At 64.5% G+C, this 12511-nt stretch carries 10 protein-coding genes; all 10 read right to left on the reverse strand.

Annotated features, from left to right (window positions below):
* Positions 1-23 precede the first annotated feature (23 nt).
* On the reverse strand, positions 24-2216 hold the full coding sequence (locus tag IAE77_RS10425) for an ATP-binding protein (RefSeq protein ID WP_294225782.1): 2193 nt from the start codon (positions 2214-2216) through the stop codon (positions 24-26).
* Positions 2213-3910 (reverse strand): ATP-binding protein, encoded by a 1698-nt coding sequence (locus tag IAE77_RS10430; protein WP_294225785.1) that lies wholly within the window; start codon positions 3908-3910, stop codon positions 2213-2215. Before IAE77_RS10430 ends, IAE77_RS10425 begins: the two co-directional genes overlap by 4 nt.
* 3 nt (positions 3911-3913) lie before the next feature.
* A complete protein-coding gene (locus tag IAE77_RS10435) occupies positions 3914-4270 on the reverse strand; it encodes a circadian clock KaiB family protein (protein ID WP_294225788.1) in 357 nt (118 codons plus the stop codon).
* 21 nt (positions 4271-4291) lie between these two features.
* Positions 4292-4645, reverse strand: coding sequence for a circadian clock KaiB family protein (locus tag IAE77_RS10440; RefSeq protein ID WP_294225790.1), 354 nt, complete (start codon positions 4643-4645; stop codon positions 4292-4294).
* Positions 4642-5970, reverse strand: coding sequence for a circadian clock protein KaiC (gene kaiC / locus IAE77_RS10445; protein WP_294225792.1), 1329 nt, complete (start codon positions 5968-5970; stop codon positions 4642-4644). The genes IAE77_RS10440 and kaiC overlap by 4 nt, the downstream gene beginning before the upstream one ends.
* Complete coding sequence (treZ, locus tag IAE77_RS10450; RefSeq protein WP_294225797.1) at positions 5967-7397, reverse strand: malto-oligosyltrehalose trehalohydrolase; 1431 nt, start codon at positions 7395-7397, stop codon at positions 5967-5969. Before treZ ends, kaiC begins: the two co-directional genes overlap by 4 nt.
* A gap of 122 nt (positions 7398-7519) precedes the next feature.
* Positions 7520-8701 (reverse strand): phosphatidylserine/phosphatidylglycerophosphate/cardiolipin synthase family protein, encoded by a 1182-nt coding sequence (locus tag IAE77_RS10455; RefSeq protein WP_294225800.1) that lies wholly within the window; start codon positions 8699-8701, stop codon positions 7520-7522.
* 5 nt (positions 8702-8706) lie between these two features.
* Positions 8707-10512: an AI-2E family transporter gene (locus IAE77_RS10460; protein ID WP_294225802.1), complete on the reverse strand. Its 1806-nt coding sequence runs from the start codon at positions 10510-10512 to the stop codon at positions 8707-8709.
* A 100-nt stretch (positions 10513-10612) separates the two neighbouring features.
* Positions 10613-10942: a hypothetical protein gene (locus IAE77_RS10465; protein WP_294225805.1), complete on the reverse strand. Its 330-nt coding sequence runs from the start codon at positions 10940-10942 to the stop codon at positions 10613-10615.
* A 225-nt stretch (positions 10943-11167) separates the two neighbouring features.
* Positions 11168-12511: a sigma-54 dependent transcriptional regulator gene (locus tag IAE77_RS10470; RefSeq protein ID WP_294225809.1), complete on the reverse strand. Its 1344-nt coding sequence runs from the start codon at positions 12509-12511 to the stop codon at positions 11168-11170.

The raw sequence follows: 12511 nt of genomic DNA on the forward strand, positions 1-12511 counted from the left end.
CACTCTCTCCGTCGTCGGCAGCGTCAGATGTGTATAAGAGACAGATGCTCCACGCCTTCCACACGTGCCTCCTCGCCAGCACGGGCGGAAAGCAGGATGACTGGCAGCGTGGCGGTGGCGGGATCACCCCGCAGCGCATGCAGCAGCCCCAGGCCGTCCAGGCGTGGCATCATGATGTCGCTGAGCACCAGGTCGGGCTTCGCTCCACGAATGGCCTCCAGGGCGCTTTCACCATCAGGAACGGCGGTGACTTCAAAGTGAGGCCGCAGCAGACGCGCGATGTAGTCGCGCATGTCAGCGTTGTCATCAGCCAGCAGCACATGGAACTGCGGCCCTGGCCCCGTGGAAGGGGATGAAATCGCCTCGACCGGAGCGGAACCGGCCATCTCATCACTCCCCGGCAGCCAGCGGAAGGCCTCCGTGACAAACGGCGCGGCCTGTGACGCCGCAGGCCGTTCCGCCGGCCCGGACCCGGCGGCATCCGGACGCGCGGGCAGTGTCACGATGAAAGTGCTGCCCTGATCCGGCACGCTTTCCACGCGCAGGGTGCCGCCGTGCAGCTTCACCAGCTCGTTGACCAGCGCCAGGCCGATGCCGCTGCCTTCGTGGGAGCGGCCCTGCATGCCCTGCACGCGATAGAACCGCTCAAACAGGTGCGGCTGGGCTTCGGCAGGGATGCCCTGGCCGGTGTCCCTCACCGTGAGTTCCGCGCCGCCTTCCACCGGGCGGAGGATCACACCCACCTCTCCCCGCAGCGTGAATTTGAAGGCGTTGGAGAGCAGGTTGAACACGATCTTCTCCCACATCTCGCGGTCGATGTGGAAGGCGTTCGCCAGCGGCGGGCATTCCACCGTGAAACGCAGCCCCGCCTTCTCCATCGCGGAACGGAACGAGCTGGCCAGCTCCGCGGTGAAGGCCGCGAGGTCGGTCGGCGCAAAGTGTGCCCGTGCACGCCCGGCCTCCATGCGGGAGAAGTCGAGCAGCGTGTTCACCAGCCGCAGCAGCCGCAGCGCGTTGCGATGCGCCACCGTGGCCAGCTCGCGGCTTTCATCAAAGATGTGGCCGTTCCTCGTGTTGACGATCTCCTCCAGCGGCCCGAGCAGCAGCGTGAGCGGGGTGCGGAACTCATGGCTGACGTTGCTGAAGAAAGCCGTCTTCGCGCGGTCGATCTCCGCCAGTTTCTCCGCGCGTTCACGCTCCGCGGCGTGCGCCCGCGCGCGATGCAGCGCCGTGGCCACGCCACGCGCCGCCTGGGCGACGGCACCGCTGTATTCCTCGTCCCAGGCCAGCCGCGGACTCACGCCGGCGATGAAAAATCCCGCCGGTCCCTCCCCTCCTGCACGTGGCAGCACGTGGACGACCACGCGCTCCACGGCATGCGGCCACGGACTGCCGGCCACCGCCTCACCGAAGACCGCGAGCCCCTCTTTTCCCAGCAGCAGCCCCTCACCTTCAGCCCTCTGCCCGGCCTCCAGGAAGCGGAACGGCGTCCCCGCCCCGCGTGGATCACATGATTGCGGCACCCGCGCAAACGCAGCATCGGAAAGGCCGCTGCCTGCGGCGAGACGCGCGGTGCCATCCGCCTCCACGAGATAGAGAAGCGTGAAGGGGAGGTCGTTCCGGTGCTCCTCGAAGGCCAACGCGGCAGCATGGGCCACGGCAGCGGGCGTGGGAGCATCCAACGTGCCGGCGGCGAGGTCACGCAGCAGCCGTGCACGGCGTTCCGCCAGCACGCGTGCCGTGGTCTCGATCGCGGCATTGAAAATGCCCGCCACATGGCCGCTCTCGTCGTGGATCGGGCTGAAGGTGAAGTCGAAGTAGCATTCCTCGGTGAAGCCACGCCGGTGCATCGGCAGGAGCTGGTCGCTGCGCCGCACCGCCTCGCCGGTGGACTGCACCTGGGCGAAAAGGGGGGCGATGTCCTCCCAGATCTCCGGCCACACCTCATGCGCGGGATGTCCCAGCGCCCAGGGATGCTTCGCCGCTGGGATCGGGCTCCACGCGTCATTGTACACCAGCGCCAGATCACGCCCCCAGTAGATGGCGATGGGGAAACCGCAGCCCAGGCAGATGCTCAGCGCGGACCGCAGGCTCTGCGGCCATCCGTCCGGCGGCCCCAGCGCCGTGCGGCTCCAGTCAAACTCGCGGATGCGCCGGGCCATCTCGCCACCACCGACGAGAAAGCTGAACGGTGGCTCGGCATCAGGATCACTCATGTCTCCGATTCTGGCACCACGGACGCGCCGCTGGCAAGACGAACGATGGCACGACGCAACGCGGCAAACTCCACCGGTTTGGTCAGGTGCTCGGAAAATCCCGCCTCACGGCTGCGCTGGAGGTCGTTGTCCATCCCATAGCCGCTCATGGCGATGCCTGGGACGTCCCGCAACGACCGGACCCGGCGCATGACCTCATAGCCGCTGCCGTCCGGGAGGCCGAGATCGCTCAGCACCAGGTCAAAACGCTCCGTGGTTGCCACTTCGACCGCACGTTTCACGTTGGAGACGCCCAGCACGTCGAAACCCGCCCGAGTCAGCAGCCGTGTCAGCGTGCGCAAGGTGTCGGCGTGATCCTCCACCACCAGCAGACGCAGCCTCCGGTCATGCGGCCTGGCTTCGGGCAGCGCATCGCCCTGCTCAGCCGCAGGATCCGCGTCGCAGGCCGGGATTTCGATGATGAACGTCGCCCCGTGGCCCAAGCCATCGCTTTCCGCGCGGATGGAGCCCTCATGGCGGTCAATGATCGCGCGGCTGATGGCCAGGCCGAGCCCGAGACCGCCAAACTGCCGTGTGATGTTCGCCCCGCCCTGCTCAAAGGCATCGAAGATGCGCGGCAGCGCGGCCGCGGAGATGCCGATGCCCTGGTCCTGCACCCGCACCTCCCCGAGGCCGGCGGGCAGCTTCCGCGTGCTGACGCGGATCGGCCCCTTGTCGCGCGCGAACTTGATGGAGTTCTTCAGCACGTTCCAGAGCACCTGATGCAGGCGGGAGGGATCTGCCGCCACGGAACCGGCGGCGCTGTCAAAATCGAACTCGAACTGCACATGCTCGTTCCCTTCCTGCGACCGGCAGATGTCGCAGGCCTGCCGTACGGCCTCGTTCAGGTCCACCGCCTCCACCACGAGCTTCAACTTGCCCGTGGCGATGCGGTTGAGGTCCAGCAGGTCGTCCACCAGCTTCGTTTCGAGCTCGATGTTCCGTTTCATCATCAGCACGTCGGCGCGCACATCCGCACGCAGGCTGGAGTCCGCCTCCAGGGCAGACAGGGTCATCAAGACCGGCTTCAGCGGCGTGCGCAGCTCATGACTCAGCGCCGCGAAGAAGTGATCCTTGGCCATGCTGGCGTTTTCCGCCTCCTCCTTGGCCGTGCGCAGGCGGACATTCTCCTCCTGCTCGCTCAGATCTGTCACCACCAGGCACAGCACGCGGTGATCGCCCAGCGGCAGCTCGCTCGCGGTCAAAAGCACCGGTGTTTGCCGGGCCGCCAGCCCGTTCATCTCGGCACGTTCCTTCACCACGCCGCCATCGCCGGTGACGACCTGCGCCAGCCGCAGCCACGTGTCCGCAGGCAGATGCGCCGTGATCAAGGAGCCGATGACGCGTTCCAGCGACGACTCCACCATCTCCGCAAAGCGCAGATTACAAAACAGGATGACGCCATCTCCCGAGACGGTGACCGCGCCTTCCTGCATCCTTTCCACATAGACGCGGTACGGCTGGTCGGCACCGGTGAGGGAATACACCTGATGGTTGTCCTGATCATGAACCACGACGGCGTCCACCGCGCCACGACGCAGGGCGTCGATGGTCTCCTCAGCCTCCTCCAGGCGATCCTGGAGTTCCTGGATGTCTGCCATGGCCGTCCGGCGGGACGGCTTGCGCAGCACGGGCCTGCGTACGGTCTTTTTCATCGGTCACTGACGTGCGGGTTGAGTGATGCCCCGGAGGATGCGGTCGCTCCGGCCCAGATTGCCGATGAACTTCCGCCGGGGCGGCGGATGCATCTTCACCAGCGTCGGCGCGGCGACGAGCTGCGCCTCCGCGACAGCCTCCGGCTGCTGGTGGATGTCGATGACCTTCAACTGATAATGGCCCTCCAGGTGCTGCTTGCAGAGGCGGTTCAGATTCTCAACCGCCTGGGAGGACAAGGGCCCCGTCCCCGCCACGTAAAGGTGCAGCACGTAGTCCTCTTCCGCCGCGGCGGCTATCTGGCCCTCGTACTCCACAGGAGTCAGGTGCGTCTTGGTGGCAGGCGGCTTGGACGATGACATTGGGAACAAATCGTCAGGGGGCTAACGAGTGATTGTGGTGAAATCCATACCGACCAGCACGCGGTCGATGTTTGAGAGATCGCCAACGATGCGTTTGATGGGTGACGGCAGCCGGCGCACGAGCGTGGGCAGCGCCACGATCTGGTCGGTGGCCGCCAGTTGCGGCTGCTGCATCAAATCGATGATCTCGATCTCGTAGTTCGCCTGCAGATGCTCCTCGCAGATGCGCTTGAGGTTGGAGAAGGCCGCCAGGGACTTAGGCGTCTGGCCGGCGACGTAGAGGCGCAGGATCCAGCCCTCATGCTTCTTGGCGGATGCCTTGCGACGCGCCGGTTTCTGCCGGCCGGAGTTTTTCTTTTCAGGCGAAGATCTCATGACTTGGACTTGTTTGAAATTCCTTTGGACCGGCTGCGGCTCATCGCTTCCCGATCGAGTTCCGTGCGCCGTGCCTTCTCCTCATGCACGGCATGGAGGCGCTTGTACTCCTGCTCCTCCGCGGCAAGCCCGGCGCGCAGGTTGGCGATCTGCGACTCCAGGGCGGCGCGGCGGTGCTCGAACGCGATCCGCTGCCGCTCCATCTCCTCCTTCGCACGCTGCATTTCCAGCCGCTCTCCCGCCTCCTGCGCGGCGCGGGCGGAGCCGGTGAGCACACCACCCTGCCCCAGATAGGCAGGCACCAGGCGCACTCCTTTTGCGGTGATGAGGAACTCACGCAACTGGTTCGAGTGCGCCATGCCACGGGCCTTCAGCACGTAGAGCACGCGGTTGCGTTCCCCGGCCACCTCGACGCCTCGGGCCAGCAGCCAGGTGTCCACCAGCGAGGAAAGGCCCTCGTCCGTGGCCTCCTGCGCCCTGCCACCGCCGACCAGGCTGGTGAACACGCAGGTCACCCCATTCTTCCGCAGGTGATCCATCAGCCGCACCAGGATCGCGGCTGAATCATCCAGCGTGCCGGCAGCCTGCAGGTTCGACACCGGATCCAGGATGACCATGGACGGGTTGAAGGTGTCCACCAGCTTGTGCATGCGCACCAGATGCATCTCCAGTCCATGCGTCGTCGGCCGCGCCGACTGGAATGACAGCAGTCCCTTGTCCACATGCTTTTGCAGATGGATGCCGATGCTCCTGGCGTTGCGCACAAGCTGCTGCGGCGACTCTTCGAACGAGAAATACGCGCACTTTTCGCCCCGGTTGCAGGCCGCCTCGGCGAGGTGCAGCGCCAGGCTGGTCTTCCCCGTGCCGGCCGTGCCGGAAATCAGCGTGGCACTGCCGCGATACGGCCCCTTCCCACCCAGCATCTCATCCAGCCCGGCGACCCCCGTTGAGAAGCGCTCGTTCGACACCGGATAATCCATGGACGCGCCGGTGATCGGCAGCACGGAGATGCCGTTCTCGTCGATGAGAAAAGGATACTCGTTCGTCCCGTGGACCGATCCGCGGTATTTCACGATGCGCACCCTGCGCGTGGACACCTGCCCGACCACCCGGTTATCCAGCAGCACCACGCAATCCGAGACATATTCCTCCAGGCCCTGGCGGGTGAGCTGCCCCTTCCCCCGCTCCCCGGTGATCACCGTCGTCAGTCCCTTGCTTTTGAGCCAACGGAACAGCCGTTGCAGCTCGGAGCGCAGGATCGCCTCGTTTTGCAGCCCGGAGAACAAGGTTTCCAGCGTGTCGAGCACCACACGCTTCGCCTTCACCGTGGCGACCGCGTGCGCGACGCGGATGGAAACTGCTCCAGGAACTTCGCGCGGCCTTGGGCCACGAGAGCCGCCAGTTCAGGGTTGTGATCGGCGAAGTAGAGAAATGGTGATGACGACGCGAACTCCTGCCCCTGGAACAACATCGGCGTGTTCGGCCCCAGCAGCAGCAATGCGGTCAACGCCCGGAACTTGGCCGCGCTGGTCAGGGTATGAACGCGTCGTCCCCACAGCGAGTTGGCGATCTGGTCATGGTTCTGGAGGAAATTGACAAAGTTCTCCGATTCCAGGTCGAGTGTGGGCGTGCCGCGTCGTGCGCGCTGCCATTTGTAGCGTTGTCCTTGGAACAGGAAGCCCCACTTCGCCGCCGAGATGAACTCCTGCGGGGAACCGTGGTAGTCCGAGTAATAGGCCTCGTTCCGCCCGGTCATCGCCACGACCGCCGCGTGATGAAAATCATCATTCCACAACGCATCGATGCCATGTCCGCCCCGTTCCGGGGAACGCAGCAGTTTCGCATGCTGCGGCTCGTTCTCCGCGACCACGAAGATGCCCCGCCCGCCGGCCGCTTCACGCGCACGACGCGTGACTGCGGCCAGAATGTGGTCCGTGGATGAGTCAAAGATCTGCTGCGTGGCATCCAGACGCAGGCCGTCGAAGTGGAACTCGCGGACCCAATAGGCCGCATTCGAAAGGATCCACTCGCGTACCGGTTCGTAGCCCTCGCCGTCGAAGTTGAGCGCCTCGCCCCACTCGGTGCTGTATTTCGTGCTGAAGTAACTCGGCGAGAACTGCTTCAGATGATTCCCATCCGGCCCGAGGTGGTTGTAAACGACGTCCAGGATGACTCCGAGGCCGTTGGCGTGCGCACGATTGACGAAACGACGCAAATCGTCCGGCTCGCCATACAACCGCGTCGGCGCGAAGAAGTTCACGCCATCGTAACCCCAGCCATACAGACCTGGAAAATCGGCGACAGGCATGATCTCCAGCAAGGTGACACCCAACTCCGCCAGATGCGGCAATTGCTCCATCGCCGCGTCCCAGGTGCCCTGTGGCGTGAAGGTGCCGATGTGCATCTCGTAAAGCACCTGTCCTTTGCGTGACACGCCTTTCCATTGCCCGTCAGTCCACCCGAACTTCGTGGGATCGATGATGCGGGACGGACCATGCGGCCCTTCAGGTTGGAAACGTGACGCAGGATCGGGAAACTCACCGCTGTCGAGCCTGTAGCGGTAATGCATGCCGGCGGCTGCCTTGACACAGGTCCCAGACCAGTAGCCATGCGGCTCCGCCTTCAATTCAAAGCTCATCGCATCCGCGAGTGACTCACATTGCGCGACTTGTACCGCGACATGACGCGACGCCGGCGCCCAGACACGAAAACGCACGCCGCCTTCAGGCAGCACCTCGGCCCCCACGGGCATGCTTGGCTGCGTCGAAGAATGGCTCATACGATGGTCGGACGCGGTTCGCTTATTCATCGGGCGCCGAAGCCCGTGCGAGCGTAGTGAATCGCGGATTTTGGACCTCTTTGAAGGCTCCCGTGTCACGACTGCGTCGCAGGCCAGGCTTTCCCGCCGCTCCGCCGCTCAAACCGCTGCGCAAAGTACTGGGCCAGACTGAGATCGAGCCGCGTGAACAGCAGGCGCGCGATGCGTTGCTTGAACCGCACCCACCAGTTCACCGGATCGCGCCATGACAGCTCCGGAACCGCCCTGCTTCGCGTCAGATCACGCTCAAACGTGGCCCTGGCCTGCTGGGCGAGTTTCGGGCTGTGAATGCGCAGCATGATCTCGAAATTGATGTTCAGGCTGCGCGGATCGAGGTTCGCCGAGCCGACGTACACAATGTCGTCGATGACAATGACCTTCGCGTGAAGCACCTGCGGCTGATATTCGTAGATCTGCGCCCCGCTGCGTTGAAACCGCCCGTAGAGAGCCCGTGACGCGGTCTGCATCAGCGGCACGTCGCTCTTGCCGGGAAACAGCAGCCGGAAGCTCCCGGCCAGCTTGCACGTGCGTAGCAGCGCCGCCTTCAACCGGCCCACGGGAAGGAAGTAGGCCATCGTGATCGCCACATCCTTCGCTCCGAGCAGATCAGCCCGCAGCGCCCGTTGCAAGGCGCTGCGTTGCACGCCCGGGCGCAGGAGCAGCAGCGACACATCCCTGCCCGCCTTCACCCATCCTGTGTGGCCGCGCCGGCGTGGCGTCCAGACGCGGCTGCCGGCCTTCTTCAACTGGGAATCGAACGCCGCCACGAGATGCTCCACCACCGGACCCTGGATGCTGATTCCGCCGTCCCTCCAGCCGTCATCCACGCCATCGCCCTCATATTCAGGCGCCACATTGCAGCCGCCGATGAAGGCCTCGCTGTCATCGACGACGAGAATCTTCCGGTGATCGCGAAACGGCCACAGACGCCAGCGCATGGGATTGAACCACATGACTTGGCCGCCGAGCTCGGCCAGTTCGCTGAAGTAGGTGGCCGGCAGGCCGATGCAGCCGACATAATCGAGCAGCAACGTCACCTGCACCCCGCGTCGTGCCGCCTCGGTGAAGGCATCGCGAAACCGTTCGCCGATCGGTGAGGCGCGGAAGATGTAATGCTCGAAGCGGATGCTCTCGGTGGCCTGCTGGACCGCCTGCAGCTCGGCCTCCAGCCATTTGCGCCCCGTGTCATGCCATTGCACGACATGGTCGTCGGGCGTTTTGATCACAGCAGGCTTCATGGACATCAGGATTTCAGCGGCGGTGGCGGCGGGATGAGATCGCCACCTTGATCAACCATCGTTTGCAACAGCTCGCGGGCCTCATGCAGCGAGGAGACGATCCAGGTGGCACCCGATTCACGCAGGGGGCGTGGATCACGGTCTTCCCCGGGAAGCCCCCAGCGACACACGAGGATTTTCAAGCCGGGAAGCTTGTTGCGCAGACGGCGGCAGAGCGTGTTTGCCGCCAGTTGGGCCCGTGGAGGCAGGGCGCTGATGCACACCAGACCCGGCTTGTTTTTTGCCAGCTCGTCCACCATTTCGCCGATGAGACAGTCCTCGGATGACTTTTCCATCACCACGCCACGCGGCAGGATCTTCTCCAGCATCTCCAGCGCCTGCGCATCCGCCTCTCCATGCAACGCACGCGCGAACATGCGGATGACCGGCCGGTCGTTTGCCGCGTCGTCCGCGCTGTTCTCGCCCTGAGGCTGGTCTTCTTCCAGCAACGCCAGGCTGGAGCGCATGCTTTGATACATCTGGCCGGCCTCGTCGTGGTCCAGATTGCCGAAAACCTCCTCGCGTCGCGTCAAGGCCAGCGCCGGCAATGCGATGTTTTCCAGCGCCAGCTCCTTGCCATCCTGCTTCACTGCGGATTCCAGCAGTTCCTGCGCCGTCTCCTCGTTGTCCGCGAGGTGATGCTGGTAGTAGCTCAGATGCGGCTGGGGCGGCGGATTGTCGCCCATCATGATCTCCACCCACTCCAGGGACGGGATGTGTTTGCAGAACACGACGATGCAGACCGTCAAGGGTGTGGCCAGCACGAGGCCCACACCGCCCCACAGCCACGTCCAGAACGCGATGGCCAGCAGCAACGCGAAATCGGAAACGCCGGCGCTGTGACCATACAGCAACGGTTCCACGATCATGTTGGTCATCAGTTCCAGCGAGACCACGAGGGTGAGAACCATCAGCGGATGCGACCACCCATCGAACACGGCGAGGCTCAGGCTCACCGGCAGCACGGCGGCAAGCCACGGCCCCACATACGGAATGAACCGCGACATGGCGGCCAGCGATCCCCACAACACGACGTAGGGCAGCCCGATCAACGCCAGCCCTCCTGCCAGACACACTCCGTAACCGGCATTCACCGTGCCCTGCATGAGCAGATAGCGGCTGATGCGCGCGCCCGATTCCTCGATGGCCTTCGTGGTGACCGTGAGGCGGCTGTGGCCGACGAGACGCGCCAGCCGCTGGCTGATGTCGTCGAGACGCAGCAGCATGAAGATGACGAACACGATCACGAGTGCCGCGGTGCCCAGCACATCCGCCAAAGCGGGCACGATGGTGTTCAAGGCGCTCATCAACGCCGTCTCCACGTGCGCAGGTGGCGGCGGCGGCGTGGGTGCGGGCGGCTGGCCCGAGGTGCCGGAGGTTTCAGCCTCCTCGGCACGACTGACATCTCCCACGAGCCTCCGCAGGCCCTGGACGACGTTGTTGTCACCCAGTTGCTTCACCGTCCTCACGCGGCTCTGGATGTTCTGCCGGTGGTTGGGCAGATCGTTGGCCAGCCGTGCGAGTTCCCCGCCCAGCAGCCACGCCACCACGGCGAGGATGGTGAAACTGCTCAACGTCACCACGCCCACTCCGACCATCCGCGGACAACGCAGCCGGCCCAGCACATTGACCAGCGGATGCAGCAGAAAGGTGAGCAGGCACGCCAGCGCCACCGGCACGAGGATCTGTCGTGCCAGATACAGCGTCGCGATCAACAACAGCGCGGTGAAAAAGCCCAGAAAGCGGGACAACGTGCGGTTGAGCGTGTCCATGAAGATGATGTCGAGTGTTCAGCGAACCCCGGCTGCGTGGTGGGGATGCAGCGTCAGGCCTGCAGCCGGCCTGCGCTGCGAAATGGCGGTTTCAAAACGCTCAGTGCTTTGACGAACGCAGAAACGCGGAGATCACCACGCCGACCGCGAAGGCGATGCCGATGGCGGTCACCGGATTGGCGGAAACCCAGCGCTCGGTGCGCTCATACTGCTGCGATGCATAACGCTCGGCATCGTTGAACTGCTTCGAAAGGCGGTCCTGCGCGTCATGCATCGCATGGCGGGCCTTGGAGCCGGCGCGGTTCACCGCCTCTACGGCGGGATCGAGCACGCGCTCGCGTGCCATCTTCGCAGTGTCCTCGGCAAGGACGCGCACGTCCTTTCGCAGAGTGTCTGTGGTCGGAGATCCGGAGAAGAATGTCGTTCTCATGATGGTGGGGTGGTTTGGGGTTGTTGTTCGTCCTTGCGGACCTTTCAAAGGTTACGAGCGGCAAGGGGGTGGGGACGAATCACCTCCTTGCATCGCCCGTGCCATCGTGCCCGCCGCCTGTCCTGCGCTTGTGATTCGCGCGGCCGCCGCGCACCGGCGGCACACCTCGCATTTGCAATGTGCATGAGATCACGGCGGCCCGCGTTGCAGCTTGCACGAGGCGGCTCACGCGAGGCCCATCTTCTTTCGCTTCCGATACAGTGTCGCCTGGTCGATGTCCAAAACGCGAGCCACCTCGGCCAGGTTCGAAAGCTTCCGCATCAGCGCCCGGATGTGCGCCTCCTCCAGCTTGTCCAACGACACCGGCGCACCAACCGCAGGTCCATTGCCATCGCTGCTTGCCCCCGGAGCCGCGCCTGGCGCGGGAAAATCAGCCGCCGTCACCTCCGTCCCCTTTGCGAGGATCACCGCGCGTTCGATCGCATTGCGCAGTTCACGCAGGTTCCCCGGCCACTCGTGGGCGAGCACATGCTGGCGCGCATCGGCCGAAAGCTGTACCGGCCGGCCGAACTGACGGCCGAAGAAGCCGACGAAGTTTTCGGCAAATGGCAGCAGGTCATCGAGACGGTCACGCAGCGGCGGCATTTCGACGGTGATGACGTTCAGCCGGTAAAACAAATCCTCGCGGAACGTGCCGGCCTCCACCGCCTTCTTCAGATCACGATTGGTGGCGGCGATGATGCGCACATCGGCGGTGCGTGTGCGCGTCTCGCCGATGCGTTCGTATTCGCGGTCCTGCAGCAGCCGCAGCAGCTTTGGCTGCAGCTCCAGCGGCAGCTCCCCGATCTCGTCGAGGAACAGCGTTCCGCCGTCCGCGGCCTTCACCTTTCCCCAATGGTCGCGCACCGCGCCGGTGAACGCGCCCTTCGTGTGGCCGAACAGCTCGCTTTCCAGCAGTTCACGGGACAAACCGGGGCAGTGCACGGTGATGAACGGCTTGTCCGCACGCCGGCTGCGCTGATGCACCTCACGAGCAGCCACGCTTTTGCCCGTTCCGCTTTCCCCCAGGATCAAAATGGACGCTGAGGTGGAGGCGGCACGGAACAGCACATCAAGCACCTCCCGGACCGCACGGCTGCCCGACTCGAAGACCGACTCGGGTGTCTGGTTTTCCACCTGGGTCTGCAGTTCGACCACACGTCCGGCCAGCCTGCGGTGTTTCTGCACTCTTGAGAGCACGATGCGGAACTGCTCCGGCGTGAACGGCTTCTCCAGGAAATCGAGAGCTCCGCGGCGCATGGCCTCCACGGCGGTCTTCGTCGTTGCGGCGGCGGTGAACACGACGACCGGGATGTTCGGGTTCTGGGCCTGGAATTTGACCAGCAGATCGAGCCCGTTTTCGACGTCCAGATTCACATCGAGCAGCACGAGGTCGAAGGCGGCCTCCTTGAGCGATTTCAGTGCCGTGTCTCCGCTGCTCGCGGTCTCGGCATAGTGCCCTTCGTCCTCCACCAGCTGGCTTACGGCGTCGCGAATGATCTTTTCGTCGTCAACGATGAGAACGTCCAT

This window comes from Prosthecobacter sp. (assembly GCF_014879935.1).
Classification (GTDB): domain Bacteria; phylum Verrucomicrobiota; class Verrucomicrobiia; order Verrucomicrobiales; family Verrucomicrobiaceae; genus Prosthecobacter.